This window comes from Halorubrum sp. Hd13, assembly GCF_002252755.1.
Classification (GTDB): domain Archaea; phylum Halobacteriota; class Halobacteria; order Halobacteriales; family Haloferacaceae; genus Halorubrum.
The window spans coordinates 1-17,406 of record NZ_NHOY01000108.1 but is presented as its reverse complement, the minus strand read 5'-3'; the positions used below and the strand labels follow the sequence as shown (position 1 = coordinate 17,406).

Sequence of the window (17,406 nt, the reverse complement as noted above, 5' to 3'; positions counted from 1 at the left end):
CGGATCGTATGGACCTGAAAATTGCGGGCAACGCGGCAGTCGTGACAGCGTCGAGTAGCGGTCTCGGAAAGGCGTCAGCGCGGGCCCTCGCCGCGGAGGGCGTCGATGTCGTGGTCAACGGTCGGGACAGGGACCGGCTCGATGAGGCGGTCGAGGACATTAAGCGGGACGCAACGGGGTCCGTGGTCGGTCAGCAGGGTGACATCGCTGTTCGAGAGGACATCGAGGCCGTCGTACGGCGGTGTGTCGACGAGTTCGGACGACTAGACCACCTCGTTACCAGCGCCGGCGGTCCGGCGAGTAAGTCGACCCTCGAGACGACAGACGAAGATTGGTACGACGCCTTCGACATGCTGGTGATGAGCGTCGTGCGTGCGGTCCGTGCCGGGGAGCCGCATCTGCGAGCCAACGGCGGCGGGAGCATCGTCAATATCACCTCCATGAGTGTCAAGGAACCATCGAGCACGCTCGTACTGTCTGCTTCGGTGCGGATGGCGGTCGCTGGGCTGGAAAAGACACTCTCGCGCGAGCTCGCACCTGACGTCAGATCGAACATGGTGCTCCCCCGGAGTATCGAGACAGAGCGGATTCGGTCGCTCGGTGAGGCAGCGATTGAACGCGGCGAGTACGATAGCTACGACGAGGTGCTTGCCGACCGTGCCGGTGACAGTCCGTTGGGGCGGCTTGGAAGTCCAGACGAACTCGGCGACCTCGTCGCATTTCTCTGTTCTGACCGTGCGAGCTACCTCAACGGGACAGCGATATCCGTCGACGGCGGCGTCAGCCGGTCGACGTTATAGCAAAGGCCGACAGCTCATCAGCCGGTCTTCCCTGTGCGCCGTCAGAACGTCAGCGTTCACTATAATTGGCTGTCGCCAGTACGACTAAGTAGAGTCTCGCCGTTGAGCCAAAGCGAGCTTGCATGAGTGATACTCCGGACAGCCCCCCACCGCGAGAGCGGCGGACGGTAGACACCAGTAACCAGGCGTACGGCTCCGACTACATCACCGACTTCTTAAAGGGATACGGCTTCGAGTTTGTCTCTTTTAATCCAGGATCGTCGTTTCGGGGTATCGAGGAGTCCTTGGTCAACTACAACGACGAGGAGCCGCCGATAATCGAGGTTCCTCACGAAGGGCTCTCCGTGGCGATCGCGCACGGACACGCCAAGGCTACCGGCGAGCCGGCGCTGTGTATCCTCCACAACGTCGTCGGCACCCTCCACGGGACGATGGGCATCTTCAATGCCTACTGCGACCGCGTCCCGGTCATCGCTTTGGCGGGGACTGGCCCGGTTCAGAAGTCAAAACGGCGACCCTTCTTCGACTGGATTCATACGGCACAGATTCAGGGGAATCTCGTTCGCGGATATACGAAATGGGACGACCAGCCGGTCGACGTCGACGGCGTTGCCGAATCGCTTCTGAACGCGATTAACATCGCCAACTCGAAGACTAAGGGGCCGACGTACGTGGCCTTAGACCATCAAATTCAGGAGGCAGAACTCGACGAGCCGATTCCTCTTCCAGACTTCGAGAAGTTCGAGACCCCCTCTCGTATCGCGCCTGATCCCGAAGCCGTCGAGCGGGCGGCAGACCGACTCGTTAACGCTGATTTCCCCGTTCTCCTCTCGGACGCCGTCGGGGACTCTCGAGAGGCGGTCGATGCGCTCGTTGACTTGGCGGAGTCGCTCGCTGCCCCGGTGTTCCACTCCCACCGCGTCGGCACACCGCATCGCTACAACTTCCCGAACACTCATCCACTTGATCTGGCCGGAACCGAACGTTATCGCGACGCTGACGTCGTGCTCGCGCTCGACGTGTGGAGCTCGAACTACACTCTCACCGACACCGAACCGGTCACGCACGAGCAGACGGAGTCGGTCAACGGTGACTTCGGGCTAATCGACGTCGGAACACACAACACGCGCCCATCCGGGCTGGTCTCTGATCAGTTCGCACTCCGCGAAACGGATCTCTCGATTACTGCCGATACGGCACTCGCAGTACCTCAGCTTCGCGACGCGGTACAGTCTCGGATTGAGGGCGACGCCGAGGCGCGCGAGCGGGTACGCTCCCGTCGCGCTGCGATCGAAGGCGTTCACGACGACCAGCGCGTAGCGTGGCGAGACGAGGCCGAAGCGGCGTGGGACGAGACACCCATCTCGCTGCCCCGCGTGGCGGGAGAGATCTGGGACGTTATCGAGGACGAGGAGTGGGTGCTTACGAACGGGACCTTCCGCGGATGGGCCTACAAGCTGTGGGATATCGACGAATACGACCAGTACATCGGCAGTTATTCGGGAGGCGGCGGCATCGGCCAAGGGATCGGTCAGGCGGTCGGCGGCGCGTTAGCCTATCAAGAGACAGACCGGATCCCGATAAACCTCCAACCTGACGGCGACCTGATGTTTTACCCCGGTGGCCTTTGGACGATCGGCCACTACGGGCTGCCGATCTTCACCGTCGTGCACAACAATGGCTCGCTGTACAACTCTACAGACCACCGGATGACACTCGCCGAACACCGCGGCCGTGATGCGAGCTTCGAGAGCGCACTCGTCGGCACCGGTCTCCACGAACCGACGCCGGACTACGCGACGATGGCCGAGTCGATGGGTGTGAAAGGATTCGGTCCCGTCGAGGACCCAGATGAACTCGGGCCGAAACTGCGTGAAGCCTGGGAGGTAGTCAAGAGCGGCGACCCGGTCCTCGTCGACGTGGTCTGTCAGCCACGTTGATCAGACGAGACGGAACGGGTCTGAGACCTCGTCTTCCGTTTCGACCCAGACGCTTTTCGTCTGCACGTACTCCTCTATCGCCTCTATTCCCTTTTCAACCCCGATTCCGCTTTGCTTGAAGCCGCCGAATGGCATCGTAAATGACGACTTCCGGTACGTGTTGAGCCACACGACGCCCGCCTCCAGCGCGTCGGCCATCCGGTGGCCGCGTTGGATGTCCTTCGTCCACACGCCCGACGCGAGCCCGAACTCGGAATCGTTCGCCTTCTCGATGACCTCGTCTTCAGTTTCGAACGTGAGGACCGCCAGCACCGGGCCAAACACTTCCTCGCGTGCGATTGCCATGTCGTTCGTTACATCGGTCAGAATTGTCGGCGGATAGAACGGCCCGCCGGGGACGTCGCGCTCCGGTCCTCCGGTCAAAAGTGTTGCTCCGTCGTCGATGGCGCTTTCGACGTGTTCCTGAACGCTGGACAGTTGAGACTCCGAGACGATGGGTCCCATCTCTGTCTCCTCGTCGAGCGGATCGCCGAGATCGATCTGTTCGGTGCGGTCAACCAGCCGATTCAAGAACTGCTCGGCGATCTCCTCGTGGAGGAACAACCGTGACCCGGCGATGCAGGTCTGTCCGCTGGCGGCGAAGATCCCCTTGATCGCGCCCGTCACCGCGTTTTCTAGATCAGCATCTGGGAACACGATATTTGGACTCTTTCCGCCGAGCTCCAGCGTACTCGGGACGATGTTGTCGGCCGCAGCGGTCGCGACCGCGCGTCCCGCCTCGGGACCGCCGGTTAGCGCCACTCGGTCAATATCGTCGTGACCCGCGAGCGCCGCGCCGGCCTCGGCGAAGCCCGTGACCACGTTGAGCGCGCCCGAGGGGAAACCCGCGTCGTCCGCCAGCTCTGCGAGCCTGAGCGCCGAGACTGGCGCCAGCTCGGACGGTTTCAACACCACCGTGTTGCCGGCCGCGATGGCCGGCGCAATCTTGTAGGTTGCCAGCGATAGAGGTGAGTTCCACGTCGTGATCGCCCCGACGACGCCGTACGGCTCGGGCGTCGTGTACCCGAAGAAACCGTCTTGTTCGATCGGCATCGTGTCGCCTTGCACCTTGTCTGCGAGTCCCCCGTAATACCGGTACCAATCCGGGAGGCTCTCGACTTGGCCCCGCATCTCGCGGATCAGCTTCCCGTTCGATAGCGTCTCCAGCGCGGCGAGCTCTTCGGTGTGTTCTTCAATCTTGTCGGCGAGAGAGAACAGTAACTTCCCCCGCTCAGTTGCCGATCGAGCCTGCCAGGAGTCACTCTCATATCGCTGTCGAGCGGCTGTCACGGCGTCGTCGACGTCCGTTGCTGTCGCCTCGGGCACTGACGCCCACATCGTCTTCTGGTACGGATAGGAGACGTCGAACCGTTCGCCGCCAGCTGCTTCCGTTTGCTCTCCATCGATAATCATCTGATACTCCTGTTGCTGTGATAGCAACTCGCTTGCGTCCATACAACTCTCATCTGTCTCGAAAGTGATAACCGTTGAGGTAGTGGGGCGAGTAAGTACTATACGTAAGAGCAATCATGAGACAGGTATGACCGTTTTGGTCGCAGTCAAAGAAGCGGAAAACTCGCATAATGTACTTGAAGCAGCGGAGACGCTTGCGCGCCAGTTCGACGACGAGCTGGAGGTGCTTCACGTGTTGAGTCGAGACGAATTTGTCAATCTCGAACAGACGAGCGTGTCAGAGACCGCAGACGCGGTCGACCCCAACGAAGTCCGAGAGATCGCTGCCTCAATCGCTTCGGAAATTGCGGAGCCAGTCGTTGACGAGTTCGTAGCGACCGGTGCGGTGGGGGACGCCGCAGGCGAAATCATTTCGCTTGCAAAGCGCAGGGATGCGCGCTATATCGTGATCGGGGTTCGGAAGCGCTCCGCTGTCGGGAAGGCTGTCTTCGGGAGCACTGCACAACAGGTTCTCACGAGCGTTGACCGCCCGACTCTCGCCGTGCCGCGGGTGAGCGAAACCCCAGAGTAAGGCGGTACGTTGTCCCGGGTTGCCGATATCAGGTTGGTCGGTTGAATGTCAGCTACCCGATCGGTTCGTAGCTGAGTAATCTGTTGGACGGCTCCCCTGAAGAAGGACCCGAACACGGTGAGCCCGTAGCTCTACTCCAGGTCTACGACTCGAGAGCGACTGCCGTGTACCGCTCCGGTGCGCCGTCCCCGTCAAGCATCCCGAAGACGCTGTCGACCAGCGCGTCGATGCTGAGGGTTCGGCTCTCCGTGGTCGTCGCGGCGACGTGGGGCGTGGCAATCACGTTGTCGAACTTGTGGAATGGAGAGTCCTGGGGCAGGGGCTCGGTCTCGAACACGTCGAGGCCAGCGCCGGCGATTTCGTCGGTCTCTATCGCGTCTATCAGCGCCGACTCAGAAACGACTGATCCTCGGGCGGTGTTTACCAAAATCGCTGACTCTTGCATCCGATCCAGTTCGGGAGCGTCAATCAGCCCCTCCGTCTCGTCAGTCAACTCCGCGTTGACCGTGACGATGTCGCTGCGCTCGAGAAGGTCCCCTAAGTCGGTTAGCTCAGCCCCGGTGATGTCGGTGTCCTCTTCGAAGACGTACGGGTCATACGTGAGCACGTTCGTCGTGAGCCCAGAAAAGAAGGCAGCGACGCGGCTGCCGATGTCGCCAAATCCGACCACACCAACGGTCTTACCGTGGACCGAGGTGCTCAGCTCAGTCTCGTCGCGCCACCCGCCGGCCTCCAGAAGGCGGTCGTTCTGGAGGATGTCACGTGACACCGCAAGTGCGAGCCCCACGGTGTACTCAGCTACCGCGGCCGCGTTCAGTCCCGGTGTGTACGCCACGCCAATTCCTAACTCAGCCGCGGCGTCGAGATCGACATTGTCGAGGCCGGTCCCAATCTTCCCGACGACCTCGAGGTCGTTGGCCGTCTCTAGAACCCGCTGAGATATCGGTAGCCGCGACGTGGTGAACAGTACAGATACACCATCAAGTGCCTCAATCACTGCCTCTTCGGTCGACTCCACGCCGATATCAAGCTCGATCCGATCGCCAACCTTCTCTTTAAGTGCCTCATCGGGCTGTAAGTCCTGATCGACGAGTGCCCGCCTCATGTCTCTCCCGCCGTTAACTGTCGTCCGTGATTCCAGTTCATCTGTCGCTCAGAAAAACGTGAACTCGCCGTCTTCGAGCACAACTTCGCCGTCGAGCTCGAGCGTCGGCTCGGCCATCATCGCGTCGAAGTGGACCGGTGCGCGGGTGGTACCACCGAGATTGCTGCTCGTGCCGATACCGAAGTGGACGTTCCCGTAGCGCCCGTGATCGTTGGAGAACCAGCCGTTGAACTCGGGACACTCGGGATTCATGCCGACAGCTAACTGGGCAATGTTGTATACAGCGGGGTCGTCGTGTTCCGCCCAGACATTCGCGATGCGATCCGCCTCCTTGCCGCCGTCGACGGAGGTGACCGCGCCATCTTCAATCTCCATCGTGACAGGTGTCTCTAGGACGCCGATATCGAGATTGGGGATGGCACCATCGAAAACGACCGTCCCGTTCGTGGTTCCTTCTACGGGGGAGATGTTAGCCTCGATATGGACGAGCGCCGTGAATTCGCCGGACTCGTGGGCGATTCCTGGATGGGCGTTGCCGTCACGTCCCTCGAGGCCGACTGTCACGTCGGTCCCTTGCGGGGATGTAATCCTGGCTTCGTCGGCCTCGCCGAACTTTTTGGCCATCTCCTCGCAGTGCGGTCGCATTCCCTCGTAGTCAGCGTAGAGGCCCCCGTGGACCAGCTGTTCGTCGGTGAACTTCACCATGCTGATCACTCGTGCACCGGCCTCTTTCGCTTCGGCTGTCGCACTGGAGTGGGTGATGGAGCGGTGGACGGGCGTGATGATCACGTCCGCTTCGAGCATGGCCGCCGCGACTGACGGCTCGGGTTCATTACCGTCGTACTCGCGGGGATCCATCATTGTCATCGTGACGTTCGCGTCGCGCTCGTTTGCGGCGGCGGCGACGCGTTCGGCGACATCTGCGACCTCCCAGTCGGAGACGACGAGGACGTCCTCGCCCGGCTGGATTCCCGCACAGGTGTCGACAACGATGCTTGCACCTTTCATTTCTTGGACTGAGTCCATACCTCGAACCAGTCCATAGGTGTTTATAAAAGTGTGTCTCCCGGCGGGACCGACGGCGGTTCGTTCAGTCGTCAGCCTCCGCTCTCGCGGCTCGATGCTCCAGTTCGTCGGCTGCCGACTCGGCTGCAATTTTCCCATAAACAGCGGCGTTGGTCAGTCCCGTACCGCCGGGGTAATTGTCGTAGAACAGCCCACCGACGCTGTTCCCAGCGGCATACAGACCGGGGATGGTCTCTTCACGCGTATCGAGTACTTCTGCGTCGGTCGTCGTAGCGACGCCACCGAACGCGAATGTGATCCCTCCGGTAAGTGGGTAGCCGACGTACGGCGGATTATCGAGCGGCACGGCCCAGTTAGATTTGGGCGGCTCGATTCCCTCGGCGTTGTTGCCGTCAAGCGTCTCGGGGTCGAACTCGGGGTCATCCGGACAAGCGTCGTTGTACGCTTCGACGGTCTCCTGACCTTTTTCGGGGTGTTTGCAGCCGAGTTCATCGAGCACCTCGGCGACCGTGTCGGCGTACACCGGGTCGGACGGTCCCTGCGGCCAGAGGTACTCTTCCATCTCGCTGTCCGCGATCAGGAACACCTCGTGGTCCTCCTCTTCGAAGAACAGGCGGCCGAACTTTGCGTACGTGTGCGCACGGGCGTCCTGTCCCTCGTCGACGAATCGCTCTCCGTCGTGGTTGAGAACAACGCAGTACTGGTAGCCGTCGATTCGGTTCGCACCACCTCGGGCGGGCGGCGAATTGCCGTCGATGAGACTCATGTGAGCGCCGCTCCACTGGCCCGTCGCCCTCGCTCCGATATCAAGCGCCATGTCGATGGGACCGCCCGTGTTGTACGGGCTCCCGCGGACGGTCATCTCATCGTAGCCATCGCCGTAATACACCGTCCGTTTCCGTTCGTCGGACTCGTACCCGCCGCTGGCAATCACTACGGCGTCGGCCTCGTAGATGACCCGCTCCCCGTCGACGAGCGCCTCAACGCCCGTCACTCGTCGTTCGGCATCGTCGCTCTCCTTGAGGTCGCGCGCCTCCGCATTGTAGACGATCTCACCGTCGAGTTCCTCAATACGCTCGATGAGCGTGGGAACCAAATCCTCGCCGTCGATGAACGTCCGTGCTACCGTGTAGCCGACGTGAGGTGGTTCCATGTCCCAGTCGACTCCGTGGTCTGTGAGCCACTCAGCGGTAGGAGAGGCGAGATCTACGAGTGTTCGCGCTATGTCCGGGTCGGCCTTCCCACTGGTCTGGTGCATGATGTCATCGTAGTAGTCGTCTGCGCTGTAGTCCGAAATGTCGAACTCGTAGCCGCGTTCTGGGAGTCCGGAATCTGCGGAAGGAATGCGAAACGACTGGACGTACCGCGTCTGACCGCCCCGTTCCTCACGAGGCGTCTTCTCAAGCAACACCGGGTTCAAGTCGAGCTCTGCAGCCCGGAGCCCAGCGGCGAGGCCAGCCATACCACACCCCACCACGACGAGATCGTGACCGTCGATAACGTGCATCTCGCCTGTCGATATGACGAGTGTTTATTAAACCCTTTTGCTCGCCAGAGTATGTCAGAACTACTAGGTTAAATCAAACTGCTCCAGTTGGTCGGCTTGGTGTGGCGATAGCCCCCTTTTCGGGGGTAAAATAGATAAGCGCGCACAGGAGATCACTTCTGTAGATGAAACAGCTAGCCTGTTCCGAGATCACCGTAACCCCCTGCGGACTACTCCATCCGCCCGGAATCGATTGGACCGTTGAACCGAGTCTACTGACCTCGCCCGTAGAGAAATTTCAGGCAGGGGCTCCTGTTCTATGAGCGATCAGCGCTCACTCGGTTGTGCTATCGTTCGAGGCGGGACGAGCAAGGGAATCTTCCTTCGTCGGGAGGAACTCCCTGAGACGGACCGCGACGAGGCCATACTTTCGCTTTTTGGGAGTCCCGATCCCAGACAAATCGACGGACTAGGCGGTGCGACCTCAACGACGTCGAAGCTCATGGTCGTCGGCGATGCCGAGGTCCCAGATGCGGATGTCTCGTATACTTTCGGCCAAGTGGCTGTAGACAAACCAGTTATCGACTGGAGCGGCAACTGCGGGAACCTAACCTGCGCGATTGGCGCCTTTGCAGTTGATGAGGGATTCGTCGATGTCGACCCCGACGCTGACGCGGTCAACCTACAGCTGCACAATACGAATACTGAAGCCCGAATCGAACAGCGGATCCCGCTGGTGGACGGTAACGCTGCGACGGAAGGTGACTTCACAATACACGGGGTTCCCGGGACTGGCGCGCGGATCGACACGACGTTCCTTGACCCGGCGGGCTCGTTGACCGACGCGCTCTACCCACTCGGCGGACCGACTATCGAACGAACAATCGACGGACGAACACTCGAATTGTCTGTCGTTGACGTTACGACTCCGATTGCGTTCATTAGGGCAGCTGACATCGGGCTGACAGCCACAGAGACGCCTGAAGAGATCGACAACGACCCAGATCTCCTCGCGGATCTGGAACGTATTCGAGGTTCGATCTGCGCAGAGCTCGGGTTTGTCGATGAGCCCGAGGACGCGTCAACAGAGTCGCCCGGTTACCCGAAGCTCGTGTTCGTGTCGCCCCCGTCCGATTACGAAACTTCTGACGGGAATGGTGTGTCGGGTGATGAGGTGGACCTTCTTGCTCGATATATGTCGATGGGGAAACTCCATCCGGTGTATGCTGTCACTGGCGTTGCCTGTACCGCTGCTGCAGCACGGCTCCCGGGGACTATCGTCGAAAATGTTACGAAGAACACCGAGGAGACGGTTACATTAGGGCATCCCCGCGGTGCCATGTCCGCGACCGCATTGGTCGAGACCGATCCGCACAGCGTCGACAGTGTCACAGTCTACCGTACACAGCGACGACTTATGGACGGAACAGGCTACTATTGATGGGGATCATTCGAACGGTTGAGACTTGAGGAGCATCGAATTTCATCTTTCTCGGAGGCCTAGTTCGGCTGAGCAACTCCGCTGCTGACAAATCAACATCCCTAGTTTCATGATATAACTTCATCAGCCACCATTGGGGGCTCAGATTCACTCTAGTCCGGATCCAGTTTCGAAGGTTTTCCCGCCATATGAAAACAAGACGCTAAAATTTCAATAACTATATAATTAAACGAATATCTATAATCAGATTTAAAGATTTTATCTAGTTACGAAACGAGGTAGTTCCCAATACGTTATTACGATTCTTGCTAACGGATCACAGTATACTATCATACAAAAAGTGACAATCAAATCAATCACTCAGATGATAATTAGATGTCCATACCCGAGGAAATACGCTATTCGGGTAGTTCCCGCTATTCGGGAAAAATAAATAGTATGGCATCCATTGTAGAGCCATGACTGATATTAGCGAAAATGACACTGTTTCCACGGTCGATACGGCCATATCGATCGTTCACACTGTCGAGTCCAATAGCGAAATCACTCTATCAGAAATTGCGACAGAACTAGACATCTCCACGAGCACAGTACATCGACATCTCAATACTCTCCGAAAGCATGGCTACGTCGTGCGTGATGGGACGGAGTACAGACTTGGAATGCGATTTCTAACTCTCGGCGGAAGCGTTCAGACGGATAAACAGGTGTTTGAGCTCGCGAAACAGAAAGTGGACCAACTCGCGACAGAAACTGGTGAACGAGTCCAGTTTGTTGTCGAAGAAAATGGACTGAGGTACTACCTATACACTCAGTCCGGCGAAAACGCAGTCCAGACAGACGCAAGCATCGGAAAGACCGGTCCCCTCCATGAGAGTGCGTCCAGCAAAGCTATCCTTGCAGAGCTCCCTAAAGAAAGGGTTGAGGAAATCATTGATAAGCGTGGATTATCTGCATCGACGGATCAGACAATCACCGACCGTGAAGAGTTGTTTGCTGAACTTGACACAATTCGTGAGTCCGGTGTCGCGTTCAACAACGAGGAAGCGACGCCCGGACTACGTGCTGTCGGTGCAGCCGTCTGTGGTCCTGACAACGAGCCAGTTGGCGGATTGAGTATCTCTGGGCCTGCACATCGATTTACGGGAGATCTCTATCGTGAGGAGCTCCCGAATCTTGTCTTGGCTGCAGCAAATGAACTGGAACTGAAGTTGGCTTACGAGGTCGATTAACTGACTGAGACACGTTTGGCATTGCTGTTAGTGTTAATCAGAGCTGTTGCGTTCATTCCCGATATACGGGAAGACCACTGTGGTTACAGGTTTCAGGCCCCAGAATCCGGTGGTTACCGAATTAGAGCTGGGGCCGCATGACATCACCAATAAGAAGATCACATAAGCACACCATTACAAATGTACTACTGTAATGCCAAATGTGAAGGAGGAAGCCCTGACTTCTATACATACGCTTAACATAGTAGATCTTAAATGTGCACACATATATTCTGCCAGTACGGCGGCGGTGTTAAGTGAAGAGTAAAGCGGTCGATTTTCCGAACTCCTCTGCTCGAAAGAGATCGCCTCACCGACTCTACTGAGTTGATCAATTTGGGGTTGTGGAGCGAGAGCAGACACCCCACAGATTATTGGTACTGGTATTTGTTGCTATCTTGCAGAACTACCACTTTCAACTACAGTTACTTTTGTTTATATTTAGATGTCAAGAGAAGTCAAACTGCGATCCAAAAGTGGGTCCACAAATCCGATTTACAGCCGACAGGCAGAAATCCCGGATCGCGTCGCTGTCGATCAAAAATCGATCCGAGTCAATAATAACGAATATTGATTGTACGCCGTTTTCGATCTTAGAACTAACGAAATATCTATTCTCGGCGCCTTTCGACGTATATTATTCAATCGTACGAAAACTTCTCACTGAACTTCTCGAGAAACACGACGTTGCCGACGCCATGTTTCTCGTCGATGACGCCGATGATCTCAAGGGGGGAACTCCGACGAGAAAACCTCAGCTACCGCGTCGAGATCCACAGCTTTCACAACAGTGTCAAACATATATTGAGATCGGTATGATGTATAATATACTAGTTTTCAAATAGTTTTAGCCACATCGACCCACCAATCTGACAATCGTGCGAGCCTCGAGCGTTGAGTCTCGGACTGACGTTCTAACGACCGACTGTCAGTGATTCGTATCAACTGGACCCAGCGCAATCATTATGATGGACGCCGGTATTCGACCAATCTGCATGCCAGCGGTAGTTCACGCACGACCGATATCACTTTGCACATAACTGCCCTGATACTGCACGGTAGCGTTGAGGTGGGGGCATCATCGCGGTATGAGAGTTCGTCCACCCGTACTCTAACTGGATCACTCTTTGAGCAGCCTGCTGCCGGTGATGTTCTGGAGCTGATGACCCGATTGCTGTCCCGAACGTCGGATCGGAGTCTCAAAACTGTCGACCCGTCGCGCTGGCAGCCATGTTCGATAGCAAAACGAGTCTCTCAATCCCGGCTGACACTCACGCTCGGTGCTGGTCAGTCACGTCGGTCAGATCGATGACTCCCTCCGGAACTCTGTAGGCGACCAGCACGTCTCGGTCGGCGTCAGGGGAGTCGTCGGTCTTGTCGACGGCGTAGCCGATATACCGACACTCCTCGTGCCCGAACTCCAGTACGGAGTACCCCCAGTTGTGGCCGTCGAAGAATTCGATGTGAGGATTCATCGCGGGCACGAGATTCGAGACGAGCGGTTCGGTCAGGTTCCTGCGTACACCGCGAGTGAGGTGGAGTGCCTCGGCGATGTTGATCGACGTGATCGCCGGAGTCATGAACTCGACGCCGAACCGCTCCCCTTGGGCGACGCCCTCGCCGCCGGTCACCCGGCCGGGGTACGATGTTTGCTGATAGCCCGCGATGTAGCTGTGCATGTCACCGGTGACAGTGACGAAATTGTCGACGCTGGACGCAGCGATCCTCTCGGCGATCCGCTGACGTTCCCGTGTGTATCCGTCCCAGCCACCTTGGACGGGATAGACAGAGAGCGGCCCTGACCCGAGACGGAACGGGATCGTCAACACCTCGTCGGCCCAGACGGTCCACGTCGCGTCGGAGTCGGTGACGGTATCCAACAGCCACTCGCGTTGCTCGTCGCCGAGCATCGTCCGTCCTGGAGGCTCACGGTGTGGGCCGACGTTGTCCACAGTCGGTATCGCTTCGCGGGGGGGATCGCGGAAGAGGCGCTCGTCGGTCATCACCAGGTCGACCAGGTCGCCGAACTGAATCTCCCGCCACAGTTTGAACCGCTCCTGTAATGATTCACCGGACGGGTCATACTCTACGCGGGCTGGCATGTACTCCCACCACCCGTGAATCGCGTCGGCGACGAGTCGCGTCATGAACTCGGGGTCGTCTCCGCGAGGGTGGTTCCCTGTCGGGGCGTTGGTTTCGCTGTCCCAGTAGATGTCGTCAACCATCTCGTGGTCGTCCCAGCCGGCGATCAGCGTGTGCGACTCTAACGCCTCCTGCAGGAACTCGTCGGCCCGGTACGTCCGGTAGAGGTACCGGTAGTCCTGCAGTGAGTGAGCGTGATCGTGGCCGCTGGGCAGGGATTTCTCGCGGTCGGGATACTCGTAGGAGCCCAATCCCTTGAACGCGCCCGAGTCTGATTCGTAGATGAAATCCCCCAGATGAACGATGAAGTCGACGTCCTCCTCGGCGACGTAGTGATACGCCGGATAGTAGCCATTGAGATAGTCCTGGCAAGTGAGCACGGCCAAGCGCACTGATTCCGGGGAATCGTCCGGTCGCGGGAGCGTCTGACACCAACCCGTTCGCGTCGCGACACCGTCGTAGACAAACCGGTAGGCGTACTCTGAGTCGGGGTCGAGACGGCCGTTGAGATCGATCTTAACGGTGTAATCGTGAGCCCGGATCGTCTCTGCGTCGGTCACAGCACCGTCATAGACGATATCGTCGAAGCTCGCGTCGGTCGCCACCTGCACACCGAGCGGTAGCTCGGAATCAAAGGCGTTCGGCGCGATTCGCGTCCACAAAATAACGCCCGTTGGCGTCGGCCCACCGCTCGCGACCGACTGTGGAAAAGTACCGTCGGCGTCCGTCTGCTGGACCTCGAACATCGACGAGTCAGTCGCGTCAACAGTGTCCGCTGCGAGCACAAGCTCGTGTGACTCCAGTTCTGACAGCAGTTCAGCGTGGTCGCTCGACCCTCTTGCGGGTTCATCGCGTGCGCTTCGTTCAGTCATCGGCTCCGGCCTCTGCCACGGATGTATTCGTTAAATGACTCTTCACTGCTATCTGTCATGGCAGTGTCTCACATCTGCGCTGAGAAAAATTTGCTCCAAAATCATGGTATACTGACTACTGCCTCTGTCTTCAGCAACCGCTTCCTCTCAGTCCAAAGTCGAATAGAACCGTACACGCGACTGAGATCAGCCACACTGAGCTCGTTGGAGCAAGAAATACGAGATTTCAGTCCGTTCTACGGTACATGACGGGCGATGCGCACCGCGACGGGCCACTCTCGTTCGAGAGGCCTTCCGAGGATGAAGATGAAATGCAACGCGTGTACGACGCGGTGTTGGATGGGTCTGTCGGAGGGAAATCGGGTGCTATCTCGTTCAAACTTCAACGTACATCATCGAACGGTCAGCTGATCGCCCCAGCGCTCGAACGGTCAGCCGATCGGTCCGGCGACCTCGAAGACGAAGAACAGGTAGTACAGCGAGATCCCGACCAGAACGAGGCCAGTACCGACGTTGATAAGCCGACGGTTGCCGGTCAGCGTGCCGAGCACGCGGTCGCGCCAGGGTTCGGAGGCCACGGCGAACGCCAGCAGCGGGCTCGCCATCCCGACGCCGAACGCGCCGAAGTTCGCGATACTGGAGAGCGGATCGGAGAAGAGGAACGCCCGAGCGAAGAACACCGAGATGAACCCCGGGTTACACGGCAACACGATCGCCCCGAAGAAGGCGCCGTAGGCGAACGCCGACAGCGACGGGAACCGCGTCTGAGGCGGTTCGACCGTGGGGAGGGCGGCCTGCGGGTGTAGATCCGCGACTAACACGACGCCCAGCACCGCGAGGACGGCGAACGCCGGCGGCGAGACGCGCTCCACGACGGCCGTCAGCGACGTTTCGAGGAGCGTCGTGAACAGGATGCCGACGACACCCATGAAGGCGATCACGCCCATCGACACCAACACGCCGAGGACGGCGATCGGTGGCGCGTCGTCGTCCTGGTTCGAGAGGAAGGCCAGGAATCCCGGATACAACGGGATCACACAGACGGCCGACAGCGGCGTCGCGACGCCGAGAGTGAACGACGTTACGATCTCTGTAGCGAGCCCCATCTCAACACTCGTCGGCGGCCGCCTCGATCTCCGTGGCGGACTGCTGGCTTCCGGAGAAGAACTCCGCGACGCCGTCATCACAGGCGACGATGATCGGGGTGCTCGGGGCGTTGGTCACCGCCGCTCCGAACGCGTCGATCAGCGACTGGGTCATCTCCGCCGGCGCGACGGCGAACCGCCAATCGAAGTCGTTCTCTTCCGCGTGGTTCCGCACCTTCTCGGCGTCCTCGTTGGGATCGGTGTTGAGACTGACGACGGTGACAGACTCGTCCACGCGGGACAGCGACTCCGACTGGCGCTCGCAGTTCGGGCACCACACGGCGAACGACTGGACGGCGACCGGTCCCTCGAGTTCGTCGATACGAAACGCCTCATCCGTCAGAACGTCGGTCAACTCTGTCGTCCGCCAGGCGGTCGCCGATGCCTCTCCCGTGGACCCATCGGAACCCTCGCCTGCTGCGTCGCCGTCGTCGGCGCCGTCGCTGCCGGTGTCGCCGCCGTCGTCGGTCCCCGATTCGCCATCACTTCCCAGACAGCCGGCGAGTGCTCCCACACCGGTGGCGGCCGCGGCCGCGATGACCCGCCGTCTGGGGAAGCGATCGGATCGACTGCGAGTGGGATGACGCGCGTCCATGCTCGATGAGGAGGCCCGTCGGCAGTTATAGGTTGTTCAACATTCGTTCGGTTTCGTTCGGATTCGGACGTATCCGTGAGAAGACGCGGATCGCGCGATCGGCGCGCGGATCGATATTCCGGGCCGTCACGTGAACAGAAAAAATACTCTCAACACTACCGCGTCCGGTCGTATCTACACTATGATGATACGCTTCAGCAGCCCTGCCGAATAGGGGACGCGTGTCTTGCACGGTTGTGTGCTCAGTGGGGAGGTGAGAGGTCCACCACAGGTTGAATCGTTTCGTTAGCCGGACGTCGCAACCCTTCTTACCGAAAGCCCCTATGAGTATGTGTGCAGTTGCATTGGCACCGTCGTACGCTTCAGCCAAGTCCGAATCCGGCGCTTTCGACCGCCTTCACCGCTGCTAAACAGGAGGATAGCCGTTTGGTGTCGGTGTTCGTGCTGGATGATGCGATCTTGTCACGGGCCGACGGGTTGGGAGTCGCGTTCATGCTCGGTTCGCTCCGCGAGCTTCGAGACTGGTACCGAGGCCATGGCGGTGATCTCGTGATACAGCACGGAGACCCGACCGACGTCGTGGGTCGTATTGCGAGGAGTATCGGAGCCGACCGGGTCGTGTGGAACGAAGACCACTCGCAACTGGCTCGTGGGCGTGACCGTGCGGTTCAGCGCGCTCTCACTCGCACCGGAGTCGCCTACACGTCCGTTTCGAACGAACCGCCGACCGAAGTGAACTCATCTACGACGCTGCCCTCGAACCCAGAGGCGTATCTGGCTAACCCGCACGATCTGGGTATTGAGACCGGAGCGGTGCCACAGCTCTCAGACCTTGGTGAAGACGAATACGACTCAGCGCCACTCACTGCCGGTACCGAATCTGCTCGAAAGCGATTACGAGCGCTGTCGAACGGAACGACGTATCGTCGGTGTGACGACACCGGATAGTACGTCACTCAGCATGATACGACACTCGACCGGGTCCGAATGAGTTCGCACCGGTCGTGTAATGACCGATGAGTGGGTTCTATCAGCCGCACTGATATTCAACATCGTCAAGCCACTTCCCGACCAATGTCCGGAGACGGTGCTTCTCCGTTCGCTCATTTAGATACGGTAACACATATTCGTGCTGACTTCACGCTCTGTATCGGTCCGGTGTTATAGAGATTCGAGGAGAATACCTGCGCCTTTAGGCGCAGGATGAATCCGACAACTCCTACGCAATCAACCGTCGATAGCACGGCCGGATATTCCACGCCAACCGACACTATTAACAGAACGGTACGCATAACCAGTTATGAAGCCAGAAATGAGTCGAACCATCCGAACCTTCGAGGCCACCATCACGAACCAGCAACAGGTTTGTGACGACCTCGACCAACTCGGATGGGCCGCCTCAAAACTCTGGAACGTCGGTCGCTACTACGCACAAGAACAGTGGGACGAAACGGGCGAGATTCCCGATGACGGGGAACTCAAGACCGAACTCAAAGGCCACGAACGCTACACGGACTTGCATTCTCAATCCAGTCAGCGTGTTCTCGAAGAACTCGCTGA

General features: G+C 58.7%; 13 protein-coding genes and 1 pseudogene. 7 read left to right on the top strand and 7 right to left on the bottom strand.

Annotated features, from left to right (window positions below):
- Positions 1-8 precede the first annotated feature (8 nt).
- Both DJ81_RS14810 and DJ81_RS14805 read left to right on the top strand, forming a co-directional pair.
- Complete coding sequence (locus DJ81_RS14810) at positions 9-800, top strand: SDR family oxidoreductase (protein ID WP_094590354.1); 792 nt, start codon at positions 9-11, stop codon at positions 798-800.
- A gap of 122 nt (positions 801-922) precedes the next feature.
- Positions 923-2,740 carry a thiamine pyrophosphate-binding protein gene (locus DJ81_RS14805; protein ID WP_094590352.1) on the top strand — a complete coding sequence of 606 codons (1,818 nt, stop codon included), beginning with the start codon at positions 923-925 and terminating at the stop codon, positions 2,738-2,740.
- Here the strand turns inward: DJ81_RS14805 and DJ81_RS14800 are convergent, their stop codons facing one another.
- Entirely contained in the window at positions 2,741-4,234 is a 1,494-nt protein-coding gene (locus DJ81_RS14800; protein ID WP_094590350.1) for an aldehyde dehydrogenase, read from the bottom strand.
- A gap of 85 nt (positions 4,235-4,319) precedes the next feature.
- Between DJ81_RS14800 and DJ81_RS14795 the strand changes: the two genes are divergently transcribed.
- On the top strand, positions 4,320-4,763 hold the full coding sequence (locus DJ81_RS14795) for a universal stress protein (protein WP_094558071.1): 444 nt from the start codon (positions 4,320-4,322) through the stop codon (positions 4,761-4,763).
- A 142-nt stretch (positions 4,764-4,905) separates the two neighbouring features.
- On the opposite strand, the gene DJ81_RS14790 is transcribed toward DJ81_RS14795, so the two are convergent.
- The 3 genes from DJ81_RS14790 to tcuA all read right to left on the bottom strand — a co-directional run bounded on the left by DJ81_RS14790 (position 4,906) and on the right by tcuA (position 8,401).
- Positions 4,906-5,868 carry a D-isomer specific 2-hydroxyacid dehydrogenase family protein gene (locus DJ81_RS14790; RefSeq protein ID WP_094590348.1) on the bottom strand — a complete coding sequence of 321 codons (963 nt, stop codon included), beginning with the start codon at positions 5,866-5,868 and terminating at the stop codon, positions 4,906-4,908.
- A 48-nt stretch (positions 5,869-5,916) separates the two neighbouring features.
- Positions 5,917-6,894, bottom strand: a complete 978-nt coding sequence (locus DJ81_RS14785) for an aminopeptidase (protein ID WP_094590346.1) — start codon at positions 6,892-6,894, stop codon at positions 5,917-5,919.
- Positions 6,895-6,958: 64 nt separating this feature from the next.
- Complete coding sequence (tcuA, locus tag DJ81_RS14780; protein WP_094590344.1) at positions 6,959-8,401, bottom strand: FAD-dependent tricarballylate dehydrogenase TcuA; 1,443 nt, start codon at positions 8,399-8,401, stop codon at positions 6,959-6,961.
- Between the two features lie 298 nt (positions 8,402-8,699).
- Here tcuA and DJ81_RS14775 point away from each other — a divergent pair, with 298 nt between their 5' ends.
- Together DJ81_RS14775 and DJ81_RS14770 are read left to right on the top strand one after the other, a co-directional pair.
- Complete coding sequence (locus DJ81_RS14775) at positions 8,700-9,821, top strand: 2-methylaconitate cis-trans isomerase PrpF family protein (protein WP_094590342.1); 1,122 nt, start codon at positions 8,700-8,702, stop codon at positions 9,819-9,821.
- Positions 9,822-10,279: 458 nt separating this feature from the next.
- Positions 10,280-11,053 (top strand): IclR family transcriptional regulator, encoded by a 774-nt coding sequence (locus DJ81_RS14770; RefSeq protein WP_094590340.1) that lies wholly within the window; start codon positions 10,280-10,282, stop codon positions 11,051-11,053.
- Between the two features lie 1,310 nt (positions 11,054-12,363).
- Here the strand turns inward: DJ81_RS14770 and DJ81_RS14765 are convergent.
- The 3 genes from DJ81_RS14765 to DJ81_RS14755 form a co-directional block, all read right to left on the bottom strand.
- Positions 12,364-14,106, bottom strand: a complete 1,743-nt coding sequence (locus tag DJ81_RS14765) for an alkaline phosphatase (RefSeq protein ID WP_094590338.1) — start codon at positions 14,104-14,106, stop codon at positions 12,364-12,366.
- Between the two features lie 431 nt (positions 14,107-14,537).
- On the bottom strand, positions 14,538-15,212 hold the full coding sequence (locus DJ81_RS14760) for a hypothetical protein (RefSeq protein WP_094527784.1): 675 nt from the start codon (positions 15,210-15,212) through the stop codon (positions 14,538-14,540).
- A gap of 1 nt (position 15,213) precedes the next feature.
- Positions 15,214-15,846, bottom strand: coding sequence for a TlpA family protein disulfide reductase (locus DJ81_RS14755; RefSeq protein WP_141212593.1), 633 nt, complete (start codon positions 15,844-15,846; stop codon positions 15,214-15,216).
- Positions 15,847-16,179: 333 nt separating this feature from the next.
- Here DJ81_RS14755 and DJ81_RS14750 point away from each other — a divergent pair, with 333 nt between their 5' ends.
- Positions 16,180-16,794: a deoxyribodipyrimidine photo-lyase gene (locus tag DJ81_RS14750; RefSeq protein ID WP_094590336.1), complete on the top strand. Its 615-nt coding sequence runs from the start codon at positions 16,180-16,182 to the stop codon at positions 16,792-16,794.
- A gap of 364 nt (positions 16,795-17,158) precedes the next feature.
- Positions 17,159-17,406: pseudogene (locus DJ81_RS14745) on the top strand (RNA-guided endonuclease TnpB family protein); the annotation flags it as partial.